Annotated in this window: 21 protein-coding genes; 16 read left to right on the plus strand and 5 right to left on the minus strand. The window is 43.2% G+C overall.

The window, feature by feature from the left end:
• Window positions 1–465: 465 nt before the first annotated feature.
• The 4 genes from C2M32_RS07625 to C2M32_RS07640 are packed head-to-tail and all read right to left on the minus strand — an operon-like array spanning window position 466 to window position 3862.
• Window positions 466–1218: a HugZ family pyridoxamine 5'-phosphate oxidase gene (locus C2M32_RS07625; RefSeq protein ID WP_105167855.1), complete on the minus strand. Its 753-nt coding sequence runs from the start codon at window positions 1216–1218 to the stop codon at window positions 466–468.
• Complete coding sequence (locus C2M32_RS07630; protein ID WP_105167856.1) at window positions 1211–2008, minus strand: heme ABC transporter ATP-binding protein; 798 nt, start codon at window positions 2006–2008, stop codon at window positions 1211–1213. The genes C2M32_RS07625 and C2M32_RS07630 overlap by 8 nt, the downstream gene beginning before the upstream one ends.
• Window positions 2001–3050 (minus strand): FecCD family ABC transporter permease, encoded by a 1050-nt coding sequence (locus C2M32_RS07635; protein ID WP_105167857.1) that lies wholly within the window; start codon window positions 3048–3050, stop codon window positions 2001–2003. Before C2M32_RS07635 ends, C2M32_RS07630 begins: the two co-directional genes overlap by 8 nt.
• Window positions 3047–3862, minus strand: a complete 816-nt coding sequence (locus tag C2M32_RS07640; RefSeq protein ID WP_234401255.1) for a heme/hemin ABC transporter substrate-binding protein — start codon at window positions 3860–3862, stop codon at window positions 3047–3049. The genes C2M32_RS07635 and C2M32_RS07640 overlap by 4 nt, the downstream gene beginning before the upstream one ends.
• A 215-nt stretch (window positions 3863–4077) precedes the next feature.
• Between C2M32_RS07640 and C2M32_RS07645 the strand changes: the two genes are divergently transcribed.
• The 6 genes from C2M32_RS07645 to tyrA all read left to right on the plus strand — a co-directional run bounded on the left by C2M32_RS07645 (window position 4078) and on the right by tyrA (window position 9668).
• On the plus strand, window positions 4078–6165 hold the full coding sequence (locus tag C2M32_RS07645; protein WP_105167859.1) for a TonB-dependent receptor domain-containing protein: 2088 nt from the start codon (window positions 4078–4080) through the stop codon (window positions 6163–6165).
• A gap of 221 nt (window positions 6166–6386) precedes the next feature.
• The gene (gene rpsP, locus C2M32_RS07650; protein ID WP_105167860.1) at window positions 6387–6635 is read left to right on the plus strand and encodes a 30S ribosomal protein S16; all 249 of its coding nucleotides are present in this window, start codon (window positions 6387–6389) and stop codon (window positions 6633–6635) included.
• Between the two features lie 17 nt (window positions 6636–6652).
• Window positions 6653–7186 (plus strand): ribosome maturation factor RimM, encoded by a 534-nt coding sequence (gene rimM / locus C2M32_RS07655; RefSeq protein WP_105167861.1) that lies wholly within the window; start codon window positions 6653–6655, stop codon window positions 7184–7186.
• A complete protein-coding gene (gene trmD / locus C2M32_RS07660) occupies window positions 7186–7968 on the plus strand; it encodes a tRNA (guanosine(37)-N1)-methyltransferase TrmD (RefSeq protein WP_105167862.1) in 783 nt (260 codons plus the stop codon). The genes rimM and trmD overlap by 1 nt, the downstream gene beginning before the upstream one ends.
• A 33-nt stretch (window positions 7969–8001) precedes the next feature.
• Entirely contained in the window at window positions 8002–8361 is a 360-nt protein-coding gene (gene rplS / locus C2M32_RS07665; RefSeq protein WP_070992439.1) for a 50S ribosomal protein L19, read from the plus strand.
• Between the two features lie 185 nt (window positions 8362–8546).
• Window positions 8547–9668, plus strand: coding sequence for a bifunctional chorismate mutase/prephenate dehydrogenase (gene tyrA, locus C2M32_RS07670; RefSeq protein WP_442792698.1), 1122 nt, complete (start codon window positions 8547–8549; stop codon window positions 9666–9668).
• A 69-nt stretch (window positions 9669–9737) separates the two neighbouring features.
• Here tyrA and C2M32_RS07675 read toward each other — a convergent pair whose 3' ends face one another.
• On the minus strand, window positions 9738–10892 hold the full coding sequence (locus C2M32_RS07675) for a chorismate mutase (protein ID WP_105167864.1): 1155 nt from the start codon (window positions 10890–10892) through the stop codon (window positions 9738–9740).
• 341 nt (window positions 10893–11233) lie between these two features.
• On the opposite strand from C2M32_RS07675, the gene C2M32_RS07680 reads away from it, so the two are divergent.
• The 10 genes from C2M32_RS07680 (at window position 11234) to C2M32_RS07725 (ending at window position 24257) form a co-directional block, all read left to right on the plus strand.
• A complete protein-coding gene (locus tag C2M32_RS07680) occupies window positions 11234–14215 on the plus strand; it encodes an EAL domain-containing protein (RefSeq protein ID WP_105167865.1) in 2982 nt (993 codons plus the stop codon).
• Between the two features lie 125 nt (window positions 14216–14340).
• Complete coding sequence (gene truA, locus C2M32_RS07685; RefSeq protein ID WP_105167866.1) at window positions 14341–15126, plus strand: tRNA pseudouridine(38-40) synthase TruA; 786 nt, start codon at window positions 14341–14343, stop codon at window positions 15124–15126.
• A gap of 150 nt (window positions 15127–15276) precedes the next feature.
• Entirely contained in the window at window positions 15277–16152 is an 876-nt protein-coding gene (gene accD, locus C2M32_RS07690) for an acetyl-CoA carboxylase, carboxyltransferase subunit beta (RefSeq protein WP_105167867.1), read from the plus strand.
• A gap of 26 nt (window positions 16153–16178) precedes the next feature.
• Complete coding sequence (gene folC, locus C2M32_RS07695; protein WP_105167868.1) at window positions 16179–17441, plus strand: bifunctional tetrahydrofolate synthase/dihydrofolate synthase; 1263 nt, start codon at window positions 16179–16181, stop codon at window positions 17439–17441.
• Window positions 17442–17452: 11 nt separating this feature from the next.
• The gene (locus C2M32_RS07700; RefSeq protein WP_105167869.1) at window positions 17453–18097 is read left to right on the plus strand and encodes an SPOR domain-containing protein; all 645 of its coding nucleotides are present in this window, start codon (window positions 17453–17455) and stop codon (window positions 18095–18097) included.
• Window positions 18098–18158: 61 nt separating this feature from the next.
• Window positions 18159–18653, plus strand: coding sequence for a CvpA family protein (locus tag C2M32_RS07705; RefSeq protein ID WP_105167870.1), 495 nt, complete (start codon window positions 18159–18161; stop codon window positions 18651–18653).
• Window positions 18654–18670: 17 nt separating this feature from the next.
• A complete protein-coding gene (purF, locus tag C2M32_RS07710) occupies window positions 18671–20194 on the plus strand; it encodes an amidophosphoribosyltransferase (protein WP_105167871.1) in 1524 nt (507 codons plus the stop codon).
• Between the two features lie 211 nt (window positions 20195–20405).
• Window positions 20406–21887, plus strand: coding sequence for a transporter substrate-binding domain-containing protein (locus C2M32_RS07715; protein WP_105167872.1), 1482 nt, complete (start codon window positions 20406–20408; stop codon window positions 21885–21887).
• Between the two features lie 173 nt (window positions 21888–22060).
• On the plus strand, window positions 22061–23617 hold the full coding sequence (locus tag C2M32_RS07720) for a sensor histidine kinase (protein ID WP_158678167.1): 1557 nt from the start codon (window positions 22061–22063) through the stop codon (window positions 23615–23617).
• 13 nt (window positions 23618–23630) lie between these two features.
• Window positions 23631–24257 (plus strand): response regulator, encoded by a 627-nt coding sequence (locus C2M32_RS07725; protein ID WP_105167874.1) that lies wholly within the window; start codon window positions 23631–23633, stop codon window positions 24255–24257.
• The last annotated feature ends 36 nt before the right edge of the window (window positions 24258–24293 follow it).

Here is a 24293-nt window from a genome sequence, read left to right on the forward strand (position 1 = left end):
CGCCAAGCTCTAAATGTGCTGAACTAGATGAATTACCACCAACCACTTTTTGACAGTTTTTAAGGTTTAGTTCTTTCATGGTTTCTTTCCTTGTGTGTAGATTTATACAAATAAATAAGCGGTTCGGTTGATAAATTCAAACTGCGACCCCTTATCAGTAACAAAGTTAGCATCATTTAACAGCAATGTGAATGACTAAAAAACCACCATAATCATGGATTCTAATTTGTCTTGTAGCCATTTTCTTTTTTTTAAATTATAGCTTTTTAGGAGAGTGTATTGTCTTTATGGGAGGCGCAGACATGCTTGTAATGTGAGCGTTACGCTATTAAAGGCGCAGGTTTTGAAAGTGAGAGAGTTAAGGTACTAGATTGTGCCGTGTTTATTTAAGTGAGGAGCAGATCTAGGCTTGATAGTCGCTTTACTATCAAGCCTGATAAGTTGCTTGGAAGGAGGCGGCTAGGGTTACTCGCTCACAACGACTGTTCTTACATGTGGTGGCTGCTCTCGCGCTGCTTTGGTGAGCTTCACCAGTGCTTTTCGCACATCGGTGCTCTCTAAACAGGGTGTATCAAATTGCACATAGTAGTTTTTTTCATTGGCACGCAGATAGCAGCCATCGCTGACGAGGGTGGTCATCACTACATCGTCGCTGTCGATACCGTGCGTGAGCTTTAAAATCAGTTGGTTTGCGTCACTGTGATCTTGGTTCATATGGTTGACCATGTGCGTTTCGTCCTCTAAACCCCATTGCGGCGAACTTTGCTGCCACTCGTCTTTTTCAATCCAAAAAATATGACCAAAACCGCCGATGTAGCGTACACGCTTTACATCCATGCGCCATAGTTGAAAGTCGTGCGCTTGGCGGTAGCTTATGGCTTCTGGATATTGACGTTCATAGCGAGTGAGTAGGGCGTCATGTTCATCTTGTGGAACGGGGGCGGCGTCGCCTACTATCGTGACGCGGGCATGGGCATTTTGATCCCCTTGCTCGGCGGCATCAAACACGGTTGCACACATTTTGCTGTTCTCAGTCAGATTGCGAGAATGCTGCGCTATGCCTGCGATATAGAAGATTAAGCGTCCTTCATTGTCGCTCATAAATGGGGAGACAGAGCCAAATGGATATCCAGCTAAGTTTTTTGAAATGGTTGAAATAACGCAAACATTGGATTGTCTGACTAAAGTGCGTGCTTCAAAAGCAGCTTGTTCACGCATGGGTAACTCCTAGTTGTGGTTCTGAAAATATCATGGGTATTTGATAAGTTGGATGCGTTGTTATTTGCATGTGTGTCTTATAAATCGGTTGTAGTACTGAGGATTGTAAAACCTCTGTTGGTGTGCCGTCATGGCATAGTTGTCCGTTATTTAGCAGTAGTACACGGTCAGCGTACAGAGAAGTTAAGTTCAGATCATGTAAAACTGCAATGACGATATTACCTTGTTGGGCAAATGACTTAGCTTTGCTCAATGTTAAATGCTGGTGGTGCATATCAAGAGCGGATGTGGGTTCATCCAGTAGCATCAGCTTGCCTTTGGTATTGGCTTTATGGGCATCAAGTTGTGCTAAGCAGCGTGCAAATTGCACACGTTGAAATTCTCCACCTGACAATGCCGTCACATCTCGCACAGCCAGCTTTTCCAGAGTTAATTGCGCAATGAGTTGCTTAACCACCTGTTTTTGTTCATGTATCGATTCATGATAAGGATAGCGGCCCATCGCAATAAGCTCTGTGGCGCTAAATGAAAAGTTAACCTGATTGTTTTGTAACAGCACCGCTCTTTTTGTGGCGAGCGTGAGCTCATCAAAACTCTGGAGCGGTTGATTATCTATGGTGATCTGTCCGGTGTACGAGATATCGTTACAGATGGCACTTAACAGTGTGGATTTACCAGCACCATTTTCACCCAGTAAAACAATCAACTCTCCTTTTTGCGCTGTGAAGTTGATGCTGTCCAAGATTCGCCTATTACCGCGCTCAATTGATACATTTTGACAGCTAAGCATGCTGGCCTCGCTTTTGTTTTAATAGTTGATAGATAAAAAATGGACTACCAAATAACGCAGTAACTATGCCTATGGGTAACTCCGAGGGGGCAACAATTAAGCGTGACACCCAATCTGCGAGCAGCAATGCGACGCAGCCAAGTAAGATGCTCAGCGGTAACATGCGTCTTAAGTCAGGGCCGACTAACAATCGCGCGATATGCGGGACCAGTAAGCCGACAAAGCCAATCATGCCTGAAAGCGCCACCGCGCTACCCACACCCAATGCCACAATAAACACGATTTCAGCTTTTAGCTGCTTCACATTGACACCTAAATGGCGGGCTTCACGCTCGCCTAACATCAAGGCATTGATTTTCTTGCGGCGCACAAAGAGGGCATAGATACTTAGTACAATAAGCGGAGCGCCGTACTGCATCCCAGACCAGCTTGCACCGCCCAAAGAGCCCATTTGCCAGTAGGTCATTAAGCGCAGTGAGCTGTCATCAGCAAAAAAGCTAAATAAGCCAATAACAGCCATGGCCATGGCGTTTATCGCGACACCAGCCAATAACAAAGTGGTGATTTGAATTTGTCCGTGGTGGTTAGAAATTTTGTAGATTAACCCCGTCACGGCTAAAGCTCCCGCAAAAGCAGCTGGCGCAACCATGGCTTCGTGAATAAAGCTGACTTGCGCTGAGAGCGCTATCACTGACACAGCACCTACAGCTGCGCCACCTGTGACCCCCATGAGACTGGGATCGGCCAGTGGGTTTCGACACAGAGCTTGGGTTGCAGCGCCAGCACTGGCAAGCACTGAGCCGACTAGAATTGCTAGTAGCAGCCTTGGCAGGCGAATTTGTGTCATTACAGTCAAGTGTAGAGGTTGTACATCACCCGTCATTGACTCGGGCAGCAACCATACGATAGGCATTTTCCAATCCCAGCCAATAGCTCCACTACTAAGGGATAGCCATGCGAGCAGCCCTAACAACGCACAGCTGAACCAATACCACTGAATATGACGCTTATTTTCGACAAAAGGAGATGCCAAACTGCTCATAATATCTCTCGTTGGAACGCACTAAGTTGCGCAATGGCTTCAGGCAAACGAGATGTCATACCAATTGAAATTAATGAGTCCATGACCAGTAAGCGACACTCTTGTGCAGCAGGCACAAGTGCGAGGGAAGGTAACTGGCAAAACTTTTTCTTCCCTCCTAGCGAGTCGACGGTGTGGCTTGGCGCGACAATAAAGTCCGGATCAGCGGCCACAACGGATTCTATATTGTAAGGTTTGAATCCCGCTTCAGTGGCAAGGTTTTCAACTCCTGCGTAGTTGAACAAAATATCCGGCACGGTATCGGAGCCTGCGACCAAAATGCCTCGCTCACTCGCCGATAGAATGAACATGGCTTTAGTTTGTGTCAGTGCAGCTTTTTCTGGAAGCTGTTGTTGCAACTTACGAATTAGCGCTCTGGCATGTTGCTGTTTGTTTAGGTCGCTACCGAGTCTGTCGATTAGGGCGAACAGCTCTTTGACTTGCGTTGGTTTTGGATAGTGATTAACACGTACTCCCGTGCTCTTAAGTTGGGTCAGCACCTCCGCACGACCGCTGCCTTCGAGTGTTAACACCAGTGAAGGAGATTGTGATAGCACTCCCTCTGCGGATAAATCACGGTAATAGCCGACTTTGGGTAATGATTGAGCCCGTGCAGGGGAGGTACTTGAGGTATCAATCGCGACAACTTGCTCGCCTGCACCAATGGCAAAAACAATGTCTGTTAGTGTGCCGCCAGCGATCGCGATGCGTTCCGCGTGTGCTGCAAAACTTTGGGTGAATAGAGCGACCAGCAGATATAAGCGTAATTTCATTCTGTACCTCATTAATTTCTCATAAAGTGTGCGCTAAGTAGCAAAGCGATATGCCGTGAGCGCAGTCTGGTTGTGAGTGTATGAGGGATCATAGCGAATTAGAATTTCTAAATCCATATAAATATGCAAATGATAACTATTTTTATTTGCAATTATTCTCAGGTGCTTTTATAGTGCAAAAAAAATGAAGCATTCCCTTTTTGAGGTATTTACAAATGGTATTTAGACACACGGCAATTTACTTGGGTATTCTAGTCGCTTGGTCGGGAGCTCCGAGTGTGCAGGCTGAAGAATTTGAGAAAAATAAGGACGTGATCGTCGTAACGGGCTCGCGTGTAGAGCAGGCGCTTGGCGATGTGGCGGGGAGTGTGAATGTTGTTACCGAACAAGATCTTGAAGACGAGCTGGCGGTTGATCTGAGTACGGCATTCCGCTATCAAACAGGGATTAATGCAACGGGCAATGCAGGGCAGGCTCAAGCACTCAATATTAGAGGTATGGGTGGTAACCGTGTGGTTTATGTTAAAGATGGCCGCAGAGTAAACGACGCCTATGATGGAGGGCAGGGATTATTAGTAGGTCGAGGCTACTTGGATGTAGATGGCATTCGCCAAATTGAAGTCGCAAAAGGCGCAGCCTCGTCGCTTTATGGCTCTGATGCATTGGGTGGTATTGTGGTGATCACTACCAAAACCCCAACCGACTACCTAAGTGGCGGCGACCAATATGTTAGCCTACAAGCGGGGTTTAATGGCTTAAGTGATGAAACGTCACTCTCGGGTGTATTTGCAAAACGTTTTGGCGACAATGCCACATCCATTCAATTAACTCACCGCGATGGTAGCGAGACGCAAAATTACCAAGAAACACTGCCCGAGTTTGATTATCAAAGTACCGCGCTAGTCTTAAAGTCTCAGCATAGTTTGACAGATACCAGCCTGTTACTGGCATCGGTGGATTACTTTAGGCAAGAAACCGAGCAATTAGTCGACCTTGGTAGCCATGAAACCCAAGATGACAATAGTAATGTATCTTTCTCTTTGGCATATAAAAGTACACTTCCTACACTGGCTTATGACAACTTAGACGCACAAGTCTATATCACCAATTTTGAGCAGCGCAGTGACCAACTACGCGCTGGTAATGGACGCTCAGGTCCATATATCGACAGCAATAACTACCGTTTTGAGCAACAAATAATGGGTGCCAAGTTGGTGTTGGATAAAGTATGGACAGCGGACAGCATCAAAAATCAGTTTGTTTATGGCGTAGATTTTGAGCGTTATGACACGGTACGCCCAAGGCTAAAGTCGCGTTTTGACATGTCGGGGCAAAGCGTGTTTTTGAATGAGCCACAAAAAGCATTTCCGGGCGCGGATACCGACATGTTAGGGATTTTTGTGCAAAATAACGCAGCCTTGATTAAAGATACCCTCGACTTGCAAATGGCATTGCGCTGGGACAGATTTGATATGCGCGCTAAGCAAAGTAGTTTATATAGTGGTGAATTTAAAGATATTGACGAAACAGCATTCTCACCAAAAATCGGTCTAGTTTATTCATTCACTGACAGCTTACGTGTGTATGCACAATATGCTGAAGGGTTTAAGATCCCACCGCATGATCAGGCCTATCAAAGTCACGGTGTAGAGCCTTTTTATCAAATATTGCCTAATGCACAGTTAGCGCCTGAGTACAGTGAAGGTGTTGAGTTAGGTTTACGCGGTGATTTTGATAATCACCAGTTTGTGTTCACTACCTTCAACACGCAATTTGATGGCTTTATTGCCTCTAAACTGGTTCGTAGTGAAGCTACCCGTATACCGGGGGTTAACAAAGCCTACTATCAATATCAAAATCTCTCTGATGTAGAAATAGAAGGGGTAGAGGCCTCATATACGGTTTGGTTTTCTGACCAGTTTGCGATTGATGGCGGGGTAACCTATATGCACGGTAAGGATAAGGTGAACGATAGCTACCTAGAATCGATTAGCCCACTCCATGGTTACCTTAAAGCGAAGTATGAATTAGGAGACTTGTCTTTCACTGCTGCTATGCGAGCGGCAAAAAAGATGGACAAAGTGCCGACTGAGAATAGTGCAAAGACCCCAGGTTGGGGCACATTAGACTTATTCGCGCAATATCGCTTCGGCCACTGGCAGGTAAACGGCGGGTTATTTAACGTTTTGGATAAACATTACACCCACTATAATAGTGTGGCAGGTCAGAGTGTTGAGGACGATTTGAGCCAATATAGCCAGCCCGGTCGTCATTTTGCGATAAACTTTAAGTACGCTTTGTAATATAATTGTCAGGGTGCGCTTTACTCAAGCGCCACCCTGTTACTCATCCTGTACACTTTATATATACTCAGTGCCGCTAAAGTGCGCACAATTCAAGTGACATAGTGAGAAAAGTCAATTCTTACTTGCATTGTTGAAAAAAACTCGTACAATTCCCCAGCTTCCCAATAGTGGGAAGTAAATCTTATTAATGAAAACAGTCAATCTATTCAGAGGACGGTATGGTAACTATTCGTTTGCAACGTGGTGGCGCTAAAAAGCGTCCTTTCTATCAAATTGTGGTTGCGGATAGCCGTTTCTCGCGTGACGGTCGTTTCATCGAGAAAGTAGGTTTCTTTAACCCTATCGCTCAAGGTCAGGAAGAGAAAATTCGTTTAGATCTAGCTCGTGTTGAACACTGGGTAGGTCAAGGCGCAGCTCTAACAGATCGCGTAGCTAAGTTAGTTAAAGACGCTCGTAAAGCGGCTTAATAGGCGTAAGTGTAACCATGAGTCAAGAAAACACCACGATTATTGTAGTAGGTAAACTTGGTGCCCCTTATGGTATTAAGGGCTGGCTTAAGGTGCATTCATTTACTGATGATCCCCAAGGGATCTTCGATTTCAGCCCATGGTTGATAGGGCAACAAGGTAAATGGCAAACCCTTGAAGTAAGCGACTGGCGTCGCCACAACAAGGGCTTTATCGCCAAGTTCGCGCAAGTAAACGACAGAGACCAAGCAATGGCTTTCACCAATGCAGAAATTTCTGTAGATGCTGCGCAACTGCCAGAACTACCCGATGGGGAGTTCTATTGGCGAGATCTCATTGGCATGTCTGTTGTAACCGATAAAGGTTATGACTTAGGACAAGTTGATGACTTGATGGAGACGGGCTCAAATGACGTTTTGGTTGTGAAAGCAAACAAGAAAGATGCATTTGGTCAATCTGAGCGTTTGATTCCTTTTCTAACTGATTCAGTTATCAAAGAAGTTAAACACGAAGAAAAACAAATTATTGTTGATTGGGATCCTAGCTTTTAATGAGCCAGGAAAAACCTTTGCAACAACATTCTCTGTGGGTCGGAGTGATTTCACTTTTTCCTGAGATGTTTGATGCAATTACCCAACAAGGCGTTACAGGACGCGCAGTTAAAAACGGTTTAATCGATTTTAACTGTTGGAATCCTCGGGACTATGCAACTGATAAGCATAGAACGGTGGATGACAGACCTTACGGTGGTGGTCCTGGCATGTTGATGATGGTGCAGCCATTGCAACAAGCAATACTTGCGGCCAAAGCGGCAGCAGGCGAAGGCGCTAAAGTAATTTATATGTCCCCTCAAGGGCGAAAACTAGATCAACAAGGCGCGGTCGAATTGGCCAAGTCTGAAAAATTGATTTTAGTAGCTGGTCGCTACGAAGGTATAGACGAGCGGATCATCGAGTCTTATATAGATGAAGAATGGTCCATTGGTGATTTTATCCTCAGCGGGGGTGAACTTCCAGCCATGACATTAATCGACGCAGTCGCGCGACTAGTGCCAGGGGTGTTAGGTCATAACCAATCTGCGGAGCAAGACTCATTTTCGGATGGCTTGTTGGATTGCCCTCACTATACTCGGCCAGAAACATTGGATGGCAAAAAGGTGCCTGCTGTATTACTCAGTGGAAACCACCAAGAGATAGCCAAATGGCGCACAAAGCAGTCGTTAGGCAGAACTTGGTTACGACGTCCAGACTTGTTGCGTAACCTAGCTCTGACTGAGGAGCAAGCGACACTACTCGCTGAATTTCAGCACGAGTACCAAGAAGCTTGTGGCTAGAAGACAGTTACACCTAGGAATGTGAGAAATAAAATGGCAAAAGTAAACCAAAATATTATTAAAGAGCTTGAAGCTGAACAGCTTAAGCAAGACGTACCTGCATTCGGCGCTGGTGACACAGTTGTTGTTCAGGTTCGTGTAAAAGAAGGTGAAAAAGAGCGTCTACAGGCCTTTGAAGGTGTTGTAATCGCTAAGCGTAACCGTGGTCTACACTCAGCTTTCACAGTTCGTAAAATCTCGAGCGGTGAAGGTGTTGAGCGTGTATTCCAAACGCACAGCCCTCTAATCAGCAGCATTGCAGTTAAGCGTCGTGGTGCGGTTCGCCGTGCTAAGCTTTACTACTTGCGCGAGCGTTCAGGTAAATCAGCACGTATTAAAGAGAAACTTAACTAATACGGGCGTTTACCTCGCTAAAAAAACAGGCCACTCTTTGAGTGGCCTGTTTTGGTTTGTAACCTCGAAAATTTCAGCTAACATAAAGTGCCTTTGCGCTTTTATCCTCTTCACTATCTTGATAGACTCCTTGTATCGTATTTTTTACTTCTGTAATTTTATCTTTACACCCTTTGGCGAGCGTAATGGATTTAAATGAATTAAGACAAGGCATTGACCAGTGTGATACTGAGTTGGTGAACTTATTGGCAAAACGCCGTGCGCTGACCGAGCAGGTTGGCACCATCAAACAACAAACAGGCGCGCCATTGCACGCTCCAGACAGAGAAGCGCAACTGATAGCGTCAAGACGCGAGCAAGCGCAAAACCTGAATGTAAACCCAGATCTGGTTGAAGATATCCTGCGCAGAATGATGCGCGAGGCATATGAAAATCAACAAAGTAGACTAGCATGTGTTGCGCCAGAACTATCACCAGTGGTGATTGTTGGTGGTAAAGGAGCAATGGGGCAATTGTTTGCAAAACAGCTAGAGCGCTCTGGCTATGAAGTGAGAATTTTGGATAAAGACGATCAGGCGCAAGCTAGTGTACTGTTAGCTGATGCTAAACTGGTGCTGATCAGTGTGCCTATCAATGCCATCGAGAGCGTGGTGAATAGTCTACCCGCGCTACCCGAAGAATGTATTTTGGCTGATATTACCTCTGTAAAGCAACAGCCGTTAAAGGTCATGCTTAACAAGCATAGCGGGCCCGTAGTGGGTTTGCATCCAATGTTTGGTCCTGATATTTCTCATTGGGTAAAACAAACCATTGTCGTTTGTGAAGGGCGTGCCCATGCGCAATGTACTGGTTTGTTAAAGCAGCTTGGTGTGTGGGGCAGTCAATTAGTTGAAATAGATGCGAAGAAGCATGATCAAGCCATGCAAATCATTCAGGTTATGCGACATTTGACCACCTTTGTTTATGGTCAGTTTTTATCAAAACAATGTCACACGCTAGAAGAGCTGCGCAGCTGTTCATCGCCTATCTATCAGCTGGAATTGATGATGGTTGGGCGGTTGTTTGCACAATCTCCTGAGCTATATTCAGACATTATGCTCGCGCAATTTGATGATGTTGAAGGGTTATTGGCCAGCTATCAAGAAACCTTTGCCAGTACCTTAGAAAAGCTGCAAAGGGGTGATAAAGAAGCGCTAATAGATGCCTTTACTCAAGCGAAACAGTATTTTTCAGATAGCGCAGCGCAATTTTTAAGCCAAAGCCGTGGTTTGTTAAACAAAGCCAATGACGCAAAAGTGCTAGACTAAGCGCTAACAATTGTGTCAAGCAAAGGGAGATTTACTTCCTTTGCTTGTCCATTATCTACAAGAGTAAAGTTAAAGTACCTCGACAGCTTTTATAGATTCACTTTGATAGCAGCCTAATATGCGCACATATTGTGTGTGATCTTTGAGTTCCTCTAGTGCCCTTTGCACATCTGGCGAGGCAATATTGGCGACTAGATCGACGTAAAATATTTCTTCCCATGGGTTGCCAGGTACTGGGCGTGATTCAAGTTTCACCATATTAATATTGTGCTGTTTAAACACCATTAATGCATCAGCCAGTGAACCAACCTGTTGTTTAGTGGCCATTATCAGGCTCGTCTTAGTTGGGATCTGTGTTGATACCTGTAGAGCCTTACGTGCAACAACAATGAAGCGGCTGTGGTTTTCGGCCTGATTAGCCAAACCTGTTTTTATGACTTCAAGGCCTACATCTCTACCTGCTTGTGCAGAACCAATGGCAGCACTGTTTGGCGTATTCAGAGCACTTTGTAGGGCGCTTGACGTTGAATCACAAGTTTCGTGCAGCACATCCCCTAAGCCCTGAACAAACTTACTGCACTGGGCAAATGGTTGCGGGTGAGCAAATAACTTATTGACATCTTTGAGCTGTGTATCAGGTAGTGCCAGTAGACAATGTTCAACGGTGTGCGTGACTTCACCAACAATAGAAACTTGTGCGTGTTGCAGTAAATCAAACACTTCGTTGATACTTCCTGAACTGGTGTTTTCAATAGGAAGAAGACCAAAATCAGCTTGCCCTTTTTCTACTTGTTCAGTGATTTGCTCAAAACTTTGACAGCCCATTTCGATAAGTTTACCGGGTCTGCGACTAAAATACTTGTGACAGGCTAACTGGCTATATGAACCCGGGCCACCCAAGTAGGCAACGCGGTGCGTGTCGCCTACCGCTTCTGGGTTTAAATTCTTCTGTAATAAAGCTTGTTGGTTTAAAACCGAGTCTTCCAGAATGATTTGAAATACATTATTGATATAAAAAGCATCTAGTCCAAGTGATTTGCCATAGCTTATTAGTTTTTCTAGAAGTATTTGTTCGCGGTGTTCGTCACGAATAGGCTTCTGATTTGCTATTTTATATTCTAAAACGCTATAGCTTATGCGGCGGCGCTTGGCTAATAGGATTAACAGCTCGGAGTCAATCTCATTTATATCGCTACGCAGAGCGTTTAAAGTGTCTTCAGTCATAGGTCCTCATTCCCATTGGCAAAAAAAAACCTCCCAGTTGGGAGGCCTACTATTTGTGTTACGCGCAAACAGATAAGCCTCCTCATCGGAAGAAGCTAAAAAAGAAAAATTGTAAGTGCGTGTAACAATAAAATTCATGGTTAGGTTTTAACATCTAAGTAATCTGCCTACATTATTAACATACTTTAATTTGTTTCTACAAGCATTAGTTTTATATAAGGCCTTATAAAAACCAACTTTCGGTGCAATTGGTATTTTATAGGCTTGGCGTGACAGTTAAGTATCTGTTATATTTGTCCGATTAAATGCTTAAAAATAACAACTAATATAAGGGTTTAGCTGTGGTCAATCGCCGACCCCCTTCACGATTTGGAATACACTCGCTCAGTGTTAAGTTATCCATACTTATCTCGGCAGTGTGCGTGATCGCGGGAATTTTTGCTGCGGCACTCATGCTGAAATCTGAAGAAAGACAACTGATCCACGAAGAGTACAATGAACTTAAACGCGTTAGTAATCAGCTAATTCAGCAGTTTAACCATCATCTTGATCACAAAACCAATCTGGCTGAGCAAGCAAACGCTATCGTTGCAAAAGAGCTATATTCACAGATAAGAAATACCGTTAACGCACCGTTTATCGAAATTCGTAAAGAAAATGGGGTGTACGCCAGCACCGCGAGCAATGGTTTATCAGCGGCACAGCTAACATCTGAGGCTAGTTTGAATGAACAGCAAACGCACCTATTTGCTCAATCAGAATCCCTATGGAATGTGTTAGCGCCTCCACTATTACAAGATTTCTTTAATTTTTATTTATATACCACTGGTGATTTTGTACGAGTTGCTCCGCCAAATGTTTTAATCAATCAAATTGACAGACAAAAAGTGCTCAATGCTCATATCCTGCCTTTACTCACTGAAGAGCTAAACCCAACACGAGAGGCATTGTGGTCAGATGTTCACTTTGACAAAGTCTGGAACAAGTGGGTAATAAGCGTGTTGGTGCCGCTGTACCATAAAGATGAATACATTGGTTTTACGGGGTCAGACATTGAAGTCAATCATATGCTGGCTCAGATACTCTCTCCTGATGAGCATCAAGGCTATGTCATTTTTAGTGCCGAGGGAGAAATCATTGCTGCGCCGAGTTTGGGAAAAGCCACATTGCAAAATCATGGCGCCGAAGAAACGTCAGACTTATTTCCTGCATTAAGTAAGGTTTTTCAGCCTGTGTTGTCCTCTAAGTTGGCAGAATACCAAGGAGAGTTTGAACGTGAGGGTCAGGATCACATAATCAATATCACTTCTCTCAAAAAGCTGGGCTGGTATGTAGGCACTTACAAAAAGCGAGATGTAACTCTTGCCAACATTCAAGCGTTAAAAGTTAAGTTGTTTGGTCTGTTTATTCTATATGCCGTGTTTGTGGCGTTGTTGTTGCATCAGGTGTTGTATCAATTAGTTCTCAGCCGAATCAATGCCTTAGTTGGTGCAGTATCTGGTTTTGGTAAAGGGCAGTGGGAGACGCCAAACCTGCCTAGCAGTAATGACGAAATAGGTTTGTTGAATGACGCATTCAATAAAATGAGTGCTGAGATCAAAGCCTTAGTCGGTGGCTTAAACCAACGTATACAAGAAAAAGAAAAAGCCGAAAAGCAAGCCAACCGTTTATCAAAAGCAGTATCCTTCTCGGGAACGGCAGTGGCTATCACCAATGGCAATTTTGAAATTGAATATGTTAATCCGAAAATGATTGAAATGACGGGGTTTGAAGAAGCACAGTTTATAAATGCCCCCTTATTAAGCATTATTTCATCGGATATGGCTATTTTAATTGATGATATAGATATTGATTTAAGAAGCCGTAATTACTGGCGTGGGGACACCGTACTTGAAGGCGCTGGAACAGACCCAATCTGGGTAAGTTTAAGTATTTCGCCGATACGTGAAGCCGATGGCACCATCTCAAGTTATGTTGCCTCCGCACAAGATATTTCATTCGTTAAAGAAAGCCAGCGCAAGATGGAAGAGTTGGCGTACTTTGATACCTTAACCGGATTGGCGAATAGAACGTTTTTCAGGATGCAGTTACGCAAATCAATGGCGTTAGCTGGGCGTGGTCATTATGCATTTGCATTGTTTTATTTTGATTTGGATGAGTTCAAACGAATAAACGATACATTGGGTCATGATGCCGGTGACAGGTTGTTGGTGGAAGTGGCTGAGCGCCTAAAAAACCGTTTGCGTGCGGAAGATACCATAGCACGTTTAGGCGGAGACGAGTTTGCGGTGTTACTCAGTGGCATCGACAATCGAGATAACGCCATGGAAGTGGCTCATATTATTCAGAGAACCATCAATAAGCCCATCAAGCTTGGCAATAACGAAGTTATTGTTAGTGCCAGTATTGGTATTACCATGGCTCCGTTTGATAGCCAAGAAGAAGAGCAGTTACTAAAGCATGCTGATTTGGCCATGTATGAAGCAAAAGCAAAAGGGCGCAACACCTTTCATTTTTACTCTCAAGAACTAGATGCAGCAGCGAATGAAAGGCTGTTTATTGAAAATGAGTTGCGCATTGCCCTCAAAGCAAAGCAATTTAAGCTAAATTACCAGCCGCAGGTTAACAGCCAAACTTTGGAAGTGATTGGCTATGAAGCCTTGATCAGATGGTATCATCCCGAAAAAGGGTTTATCCCGCCTGATAAATTTATTCATATAGCAGAAGCAACCGGCATGATTGTGGAGCTAGGTGAGTGGGTGATTGACGAAGCTTGTCGCTTTTCAATGCAATTACAAGCGTTGGGACAAGCGGGTAATATGTCTATCAACTTATCGGCACGTCAGTTTAAAGATGACCGCCTCATAAGCACTTTATCGGATGTGTTAGAGCGTACAAAAATGCCACCGCATTTGCTTCATTTAGAGCTCACAGAGAGTATGCTAATGGGTGATGTCGAGGCGGCTATCACACAGTTACACGAAATTAAAAAGCTGGGTGTTGCCTTATCGATTGACGATTTTGGTACAGGCTATTCATCATTGAGTTATTTGAAGCGTTTCCCCGTTGATATGCTCAAGGTTGACCGCTCTTTTGTACAAGATATACCTGAGGACCAAAACGATATGGAGATCACCGCAGCGATTATCGCGATGGCGCAAAAGCTTAAGCTCCAAGTGGTTGCAGAAGGTGTAGAAACGCAAGAACAAATAGATTTTCTACAAAAGAACAATTGCTTTATTGTACAAGGCTACTTTTATAGCCCACCTATCAAAGGGTCTGAGGTTCACGGATTTTCCCAAAGCTTGAAGCGTCAGGTATAGCTCAAAACGACTATCTAATTTAGCGATAAATATGTAATAACTGGGCTTAGAGCGCCACTAAGCTTTTATTCATCGGTGCAATCGCATAAAATGCTCCGCTATTGTGTATGGAGGTAGTAGTCAGTATGCGTGTTGCATTAGGTATCGAGTATAACGGTGCAAGTTATAGTGGTTGGCAAAGACAGTCACATGTAAATAGTATTCAGCAAGAATTAGAAACCGCGTTGTCGCGGATCTGTAATCATCCTATCGATATCGTATGCGCAGGTCGTACCGACGCAGGTGTTCATGCTACAGGTCAAGTCGTGCACTTTGATACGCACGCTCAGCGTGATATGAGTGCCTTTACATTGGGTCTCAATTCTCAGTTACCTGATGACATTGCGATTCGTTATGCGCAACAAGTAGATGATGAGTTTCATGCACGCTTTAGTGCAACGGCTAGAAGATACCGCTATGTAATCTACAATCACCCGTTTCGCCCAGGAATTTTACGCAGCGGCGTGACACATTATCATCATGCATTGGATGAAAAGCTTATGCAGGCCGCGTGTCCTGCAATGATTGGTGAGCAAGATTTTACTTCCTTCCGCGCAGTGCACTGCCAATCCAACACACCGTTTCGTAATATCCATCACCTCAACGTGGAACGTGTGGGAAATTATGTAGTGATCGATATTAAAGCCAATGCGTTTTTACATCATATGGTGCGTAACATCACTGGGTGTTTGATAGATATTGGGATTGGTAAAGAATCTCCTGATTGGATGCAGCATCTACTGGATATAAAAGACAGAACGCAAGCAAGTGCCACAGCTAAGCCAAATGGACTATATTTGGTGGATGTGGATTATCCTGAAAAATGGCAGATCCCTTCAACGCCACTGGGGCCGCTGTTTTTACCAGAATAGATTAATCTAAATAGTTTTCAGAGAATGTAATAATATTGGACTACTAAGACCAGTTTTTTATATCTCTGATAACTAATTCATGTTTTAATTAAGAAAATTTGTCTGTAAAGATACAGACTAGCGACACAGATTAGCAATAAGAGAGTTGCCATGAGTTGGTTAGAAAAAATCTTACCTAAGACCACAAAATCGTCAGGTAAAAAAGAAATCCCTGAGGGTGTTTGGGCTAAATGTACAGATTGTGATTCTATTTTATACAAAGCAGAATTAGAGAAGTCTTTAAACGTATGTCCTAAGTGTGATCATCACATGCGTTTGAGCGCTAGAAAGCGTCTTGAGTTATTTTTGGATGATGCAGATCGCCAAGAATTAGGCGCGCATCATGAGCCAAAAGATATATTAAAGTTTAAAGACTCGAAAAAGTATTCGGATCGTATCACTGCTGCGCAAAAAGTCAGTGGTGAAAAAGACGCGTTAGTTGCAATGAAAGGTCGCTTAAAAGGTATGCCTGTAGCGGCGGTTTCTTTTGAATTTGCGTTTATGGGCGGTTCAATGGCATCGGTTGTAGGTGCTAGATTTGTCGATGCAGTCGATGAGTGTTTGGCACACAACATGCCGTTGATATGTTTCTCTGCATCAGGTGGTGCACGTATGCAAGAAGCTCTTATGTCACTGATGCAAATGGCTAAAACCAGTGCTGCACTGGCCAAAATGTCTGAGCGTGGCTTACCGTTTATCTCTGTACTGACAGATCCAACCATGGGTGGCGTATCGGCCTCGTTAGCAATGCTAGGAGATATCAATGTGGCAGAGCCAAAAGCATTGATTGGTTTTGCGGGCCCTCGCGTTATCGAGCAAACAGTGCGTGAAACTTTACCAGAGGGGTTCCAGCGCAGTGAATTCCTGCTCGAACACGGCGCTATTGACATGATAGTTGACCGCCGAGAAATGCGTGACACCCTTGCACGTGTTTTGGCTAAGTTTATGAACTTGCCTTCTACCGAACAAGAGCATAGAGTAGCGTAACTTTTTCCATTTAAGCTATTTTATTGATGACAGTTCAAATCCCTGGCCAATCATCTAGTCTTGATGATTGGCTTTGTTATTTAGAGGGTGTTCACCCTGCAAACATCGAAATGGGCCTAGAGCGCGTTAAGCACGTTGCCGAACAAACCCAGTTACTTAACACTTCAAGTAAAATTATCCTCATTGGTGGCACCAATGGTAAAGGAACAACCGCGCGCTGTTTAGAGTCTTTGCTGCTTGCTCAAGGCTTTAGTGTAGGCACTTACGCGTCACCTCACTTGGTTCACTATAATGAACGTGTGCGCATAAATGGCGCACAACTTTGCGATCAGGACCATGTAGACGCTTTCCATATGCTTGAACAGGGCAGAGGTGACACACAACTGACTTACTTTGAATATGGCACCCTTGGCGCGCTTGCCATTTTCAAGCGTTATGCCGTGGACTACATTCTGTTAGAAGTGGGCCTAGGTGGCCGTTTTGATGCCACTAACATTGTGACGCCGTATGCTAGTGTGATAACCACAATAGACTTAGATCACAAGGAGTACTTGGGTGATACAAGAGAATTGGTGGGTTATGACAAGGCAGGTATTTTCAGAAGTGATACCCCAGCAATTGTGGGTGATTTAAATATTCCGCACACAGTGACTGACTATGGCACACAAATCAATGCAGATATGGTACTGGCAAATCGCGACTTTAGCCATGTTGTCACAGAGCAAGGATTTGAGTGGCGCTATCAGCAATACAACTATGAATTTGCGACGCCAGCCATCCCAATACAAAATGTGGCGACCGCATTGACTACTTTAGCTAAGCTAACGTTACTACCAAGTGAGCAGGTGATTCGCTCATGTTTGTCACAGTTACAAGTAGAAGGACGTTTTCAGCAACTTAGTGATTCGCCTAAAGTTTATACAGATGTGGCGCATAACCCTGAATCGGCTCGATATTTGAAGCAAAAAATGGCTCTATTTAAGGAACGAGGGTTTAAAATCCATGCATTAATCGCTATGCTTGCAGACAAAGATAAAGCAAGCGTTATTCAAGAAGTCTCTGATGTGATTGATGTTTGGTCATGCGCCTCGTTGCATGGGCCAAGAGCTGAACAAGCAGAGAACTTGCAGAGCTTGGTGGCACAGCATACGCGAGCAGAGTGTTTAGGTTATGACAACGTGAAAGCTGCATTGGATAAAATATTGGCAACACAGAAGGATGATACTGTGTTAATCATATTTGGTTCATTCCTCACGGTGGCTGACGCCATTAAATATTGGCAAAAATAGAGAGTAGTAAAGTGGATTCAGGATTTGTAAATCGCTTAGTGGGTACCAGCATTGTTGTGGTAGCTGCCATAATTTTTATTCCTAACATTCTTGATGGTGAAAAGGTTCACTATAAAGAGGGGTTTAAAGCTATTCCTGAGCGGCCTGAATTCACGACTGTTGATTTACAACAAGATATTGATGAGAGAGCTGAGCTGGCACCCAAAGTGGCTGGCGCGCCAATTGAAGATATTGCCGCTGATGATCAACAGTATGTAGCGGCCACTACAGACGACGAAGTATCGGCAACACCAAGCAGCACCACGTCAACAGAGCCATCTAAGAAAGAAACTAAGAGCCCTAGTACGAGTGAATCAAAAGTTGTAGAAAAAACTCCTACGCCGACACGGGCGTCTAGCTCTAACTTCACCAGTATGGCGTATGTGATTCAATTGGGGAGTTTCTCTCACAAACCCAATGTCGATGCGTTGGTTGCAAAATTGACCAAAAATGGATTTAAGGCGTTCACTCGTCCGGTACAAACTCCCAATGGCACTCTGACAAAGGTGTTCGTTGGGCCAGATTTAAATAAGGCAAAACTTGAAGCTAAGTTACCAGAATTAAAGAAATTAACTAAGCTTAATGGGCGTTTGACACAATTCGAAATTGCAAAATGATCTGGTAATTGCCCAGCGGCTCTTATAGAATGCGCCCCAAATTAACGACTTATTGGTTTATATGAACTGGGTTGATTACACAATTCTTGGTATTGTCGCTTTATCGACATTCTTCGGATTAATTCGTGGTTTTGTTAAAGAAGCCATGTCATTAGCCGTTTGGATTGGTGCCTTTTTCATCTCCAGCTTATTCTATCAATATCTAGCAACCTTCCTAACTTCCATTTCAGAACCCCTTTTAAGAAATGCAGCCGCAATAACCATATTATTTTTTGCGACCTTACTGTTGGGCGGGTTTGTTAACTATATTTTAGGTGAGATTGTGCAACGCACAGGCTTGACCGGTACCGATCGAATCTTCGGACTCGTTTTTGGTGCATTAAGGGGCGTATTGGTCGTGAGCGCCTTATTGTTTTTTCTCGATGCATTCACCGGTGCGCCAAATACGCAGTGGTGGCCAGCATCAACTTTGATCCCTGAATTTGGCTTTGTTATAGAGTGGTTTTTTGCCTATCTAGAACATAACTCCAGCTTTTTGAATTCAGTAAACCGTTAATCGGCGAGGAAATTTTAATGTGTGGTATCGTTGGGATAGTCGGAAAGTCTCCTGTTAATCAGGCGATCTATGATGGCTTAACTGTTTTGCAGCACCGTGGCCAAGATGCGGCAGGTATTATTACCATTGACAACAATACGTTTAGTTTACGTAAAGCAAACGGCTTAGTGAAGGATGTATTTCATACTCGTCACATGAAGCGACTACAAGGCAGTATCGGTATCGGGCATGTGCGTTACCCAACTGCAGGCTCGTCAAGCTCCGCAGAAGCGCAGCCTTTCTATGTTAACTCACCGTTCGGCATTGCGCTTGCGCATAACGGCAATCTGACGAATGCGGAAGCGTTAAAAGAACGATTGTTCACACAGGCACGCCGTCATGTTAACACGACATCAGACTCAGAAGTGTTACTGAACATCTTAGCTTATGAGCTTGGTAAGTCTGAAAAAATGAAGCTTGATGCAGAAGATATGTTTGCTGCTATCAGTGAAGTGAATGCCCAAGCGACAGGTGGTTATGCAAGCATTGCGATGATCATCGGCCATGGTATTTTGGCGTTTAGAGACCCAAGCGGTATTCGCCCATTAGTATTCGGTAAGCGTGAGACGCAACAGGGAACAGAGTATATGTTTGCGTCTGAGAGTGTTGCACTGAAAATTGATGGTTATGATTTTGTACGTGATGTTGCACCAGGTGAAGCAATTTACGTAACAGAAGACGGTGAATTTCATTCACAGTTGTGTGCTAAAAAGACCACACATGCGCCTTGTATCTTTGAGTTTGTTTATTTTGCGCGCCCTGACTCAGTCATCGACAAAATGTCTGTATATGCAACTCGTGTGAACATGGGCACCAAGCTTGGTGAGAAAATTGCCAGAGAATGGGCTGATAAAGAAATTGACGTGGTTATTCCAATTCCTGAAACTTCATGTGATATCGCACTAGAAATCGCATCTGTGCTGGATTTACCATATCGTCAGGGATTCGTGAAAAACCGTTACATCGGCCGTACATTCATCATGCCGGGCCAAGAAATGCGTAAGAAGTCTGTACGCCGTAAGCTCAATGCGATTGACAGTGAGTTTAAGGGCAAGAATGTTCTATTGGTTGATGACTCTATTGTACGTGGTACAACCTCAGCGCAAATCGTAGAAATGGCACGTGAAGCCGGGGCAAAAAATGTTTACTTTGCATCGGCGGCACCTGAGGTACGTTTCCCGAACGTTTATGGTATAGATATGCCATCGGCTGCTGAATTGATTGCACATGGCCGTGAAGTAGAAGATATCAATGCGAGCATTGGCTCAGATGGTTTGATTTATCAATCATTACCCGATTTAATCGCCGCGGTGCGTGAAGAAAACCCTGAGATCACTCGCTTTGAAACGTCAGTATTTGACGGTCAATACATCACCGGTGATATCGACCAGAATTACCTGAACCGCGTAGATGCGCTGCGTAATGACTCTGCGAAGTCAACACGTGAGAAAGCCATGTCAGCGAGTTTAGAGCTGCACAATCAAGAAGAGGGTGAAGAGTAATAAAGTTAACTTTTTACTCTGTTATTAATACCTGCATTGTAGTTACCCCTAAAATGCCTGATGTTTTTCATCGGGCATTTTTTATGAGTATAAGTCTTACAGCCTTTATATTTCATTGTATATTTGTAAAATAAAGGTCTCCAATGTTGAAACTTATGTTAATTTTTGGTATCAATTGTAATGGGTTGTTGTACTTCTTTGAGAGTATCTTATGCGACTTGTTTGCCTGAGAGTTGTCCTTACTATATCCCTTTTTTACATAGTGCTTTGGAATACATGTGAAGGGCGAGAAACAAAAATTTTTTTCCATCAAGATAAAGAGCTTTTACTCGAACACTTAACTTCTGAAGAAATAGAGTATTTGAATGAAAATTCTTCATTTACATATTGTGCAGACCCGCAATGGAAGCCATTGGAGTGGATAGATGACGGTTTCCGCCATCAAGGCTATATCGCAGATTACTTAGCACTTATTTCACATGGGTTGGGCATCAATTTCGAATTATTTCCTACCAATAGTTGGACGAGCACACTAGAAGCCATTAAGCAAAGAGACTGTGACTTTGTATCTGCTGCAATGCAAACTCAGGTACGGGAGCTTTATGTAAACTTTACTCAACCGTACCTATCGTATGCATTTGCTATAGCAGTTCATAAAGATGCAGATTGGAGTACTAGCGAATCATATAAAAGTAAAACAATCGCTTTGGTGGAGGGTTACTCATACGAAGAAAAGCTCAGAGCTAATTATCCTGGTATTAAGTTGCGCCACGTTAAATCGGTGCGTGAAGGAATGGACTTAGCGTCAGCACTCAAAGTGGATGGGTTTGTAGATAGTGCGATGGTTATTGCCTATTCAATTAACCATGATGGATATATGAATTTGAAAATAGCGGAGCGTTTGCCTGAACACATGAGGTTAAGTATCGCGGTTAGAAACGATGATGATGTTCTGTTAAGCATTTTAAATAAGGCAGTACAAAATATTAATGAAAACCAAAAAAGAGAGATCCAAGAGTATTGGGAGGCAAAGTATGTTACGACAGATTTAGTGCCGACTTGGGCTCTTTTATTTTCCAAAGTCGCCATTGTTTTCTTGGCAGCTATCTTGTCCATTTTTATTTCTATATTCTTATTCAAAAAGAAACAATACAGTCTCTCCCAATTAACTCAGTCTCAAGATTCACCTCAGCAGAACAAGCGAATATATAGTCGAAGCGAAATTCAAGAGATACTTATAGGGCCCGCTTATCAAGAAACAGTGGGTGGTTACGTCCCTCTGCTAGTAAAGATAGACGAAGCTGACGCATTAGTAGAAGAGTTAGGGCTTGGGAGGTTCTTTAAAATTCAGAAACAATTCGAAATGCAGTGCTTAGATCTGCTACCTGATGGTAGCTATATAGGGAATTGGTTCAATTATAGTTATTTGGTACTCATTCCCCGAGCTCATGCGAGTAATTTAATCGTTATAGCCGAACATGTGAGATATGAAATTAGCTATAGAGGGGTCAACCAAGGAACGAATATGACATCTTCAATGCTTCTCCCAAAAGACAATGATTATGATGACATTTTAGCATATGTTCATGCTATGTCTTCGTGCTTTTCTAATTACAAAAAAGGGAAAGATGTTGTTTTGACATATCCAATGCAACATCGCCCATTTATGCCAGAAGATAAAGTTGTGTTGTGACTATGTTAAAGTCAGTTAAGCGGCTAATGGTGTTGTATATATTTTTAGTCTTGGCGGTGGTTTTAATAACTCAGGAAGTTAGCAGGCTAAATACAGCAACTCAAAACCACCTAATGAGCGGAGCTAATCTTTTTTTAGAGAAGCTATTTCTCCAAGCAAGTAATAACATCATTATGTTGCAAATAATTCAAGATGTTCAACACAGTGCAATAGACACAGATTTGTTTAAAAGCCCACTATTCCCAAGAGGTATGCAGATAGTAAAAGTGTCTTCTAACACTTTACATACCCATTTTGTAGGCAAACATGATATTGCATTTTCTTCACTACCAAGTTACTCCCAGTTAAGACAAGCTCCAGAAATACGATTACTTTCTGAGCCAAATCTAAACGAAGATTCACAGTTGGTATTAGAAACTCAGTTTATTAACGATGAATATGATGAAGAGCCCACTATTTGGATTGCAAGGCAGTTGTTGTCACTAAGGCAATCCAAACAGCTAGAGATAATGACAGGACTTAAATTTTCTTTTGTTCAAAACAAGGCCGCCCAGGAACATGGGCACTTTATCGCGCCAAATAATGCGACATTTCCAATATATATCGCTGATAGCTACACGGTTCGGGCAAATAAGGCGCGACCTATTAATCGTATGTATCTCAGGGTTGAGTTAGGCGATGAATACAGCCTTGTGCATTCTAGATATTACCCTTTGGCAAGCTTAGTTCTATTGGCATTGATTGGAGGACTTGTATGTGCTTACTACCACGTAAACTATCACCGAGTGGTACGAAGTATCGACAAGCTAACCGCTTTTGTTACCAAGTTGCAAGGTGCACCTAAGTTACTCACAACACGCACTTTGTGGCCTATTGTGCATATTTCATGTCATGAAGTAAAAAGTTTGCAGAGTGTTATACAAGGATTTATCGACGCCTTATGCATTAATCGGCAACACATGTTAAGTGAGCTAGGGGAAAAGATCCGTGGTCAACAAGCTTTGAAGTTTAATAACACACTATTGCTTGATGAAGTAGTCACACGAGGAGATGAGGTGGCTCAAAAGAGGGCTGAGCTAAAAAAGGCTGCTATGCGGGCGAAGTTGTTGGCAAACAAGCGACAATCATTGGCAATAAAGCTACTCAATGCGCAAGAAGAAGAACGTACTCGACTTTCCCGAGAGCTACATGACGGCGTTGCACCTCAGCTACTAGCAGTGAAAATTTATATTCAAATGTGTATTGCATCTGCCCACGCTGAGGAACCCTTGGCGAAGGTGGTAGATATGATCACATCAGCTTCTCAAGATTTAAGGCATCTTGCACATGGACTACGAGCGCCCGATTATGCTGAAAGCTCTTTATCTCAGCTAATTAAAGGGTTTGTAGAAAATTTCGCAGGAAATGAAATACAGATTCAGTTGTCTCTTGCCAGTATAGAACTAAGTAATGAGAGTCATAAAGAACACCTTTTTCGTTGCTTCCAGGAGGCTCTGTGTAATGCTCAAAAGCATGCTTGCGCCTCACTTATTCGCGTTGAACTGAGTGTCCACGGCACATGTATTGTACTGGTTGTTGAAGATAATGGTAGAGGGCTTTCGTCATTAGATAAGCAGACGGGGCTAGGGCTTTTGACGATGGAAGAGCGAGCAAACTTGATAGGTGCACAATTTTCGATTAGGTCAGTGAATCCGAAAGGGACGCGAGTTGAATTTCAGTTACCTCTTTAAAAGGAGAAGTGCGATGAAAAATGTAAGAATATTTGTAGCAGATGACCATAAAATTTTTAAGCAGGGACTTATATCTCTAATCGAGTCGAAGCCTGAATTACATTTAGATGGAGAAGCATCGGATGGTGAAACTGCATTAAGGCTTATTCTTGAGCAATGTCCTGATGTGGCGATTTTGGATATTTCCATGCCGATGTTAAACGGTATAGAACTCACTCGTAGACTGAAACAAAGACAGCTATCTTGCAAAGTACTCATTCTCTCTATGCATTACGATGTACGCGTTGTAGATCGCGCCTTGAGCGCTGGAGCGGATGGCTATATTGTGAAGGATGCAGCTTTTGAAGAATTGACCTTAGGAATTAACTGTGTTCTTAAGAAAAAGTGTTTTTTAAATAGTCAAATACAGCAAGAGCTCGATACGTACAGAGCAAACTCACCTGAGCAACAGCTAACAGAGCGAGAAAAAGAAATTGTCAGGCTGATAGCCAATGGATATGCTAATAAGGAAATTGGTGAAAGGCTTCATATATCACATAAAACAGTTGATGCACATAGAGTTAAAATTATGCGTAAGCTTAATTTGCATAAATCTGTTGAACTTGCACGCTATGCATTTGATGAAAAGCTCGACATTTAGCCGAGCTCACGAAGGTAATAAGTACTCGTTCATTGT

Origin of the sequence: Pseudoalteromonas sp. T1lg23B (assembly GCF_002964665.1) — a bacterium.
Lineage (GTDB): Bacteria > Pseudomonadota > Gammaproteobacteria > Enterobacterales > Alteromonadaceae > Pseudoalteromonas.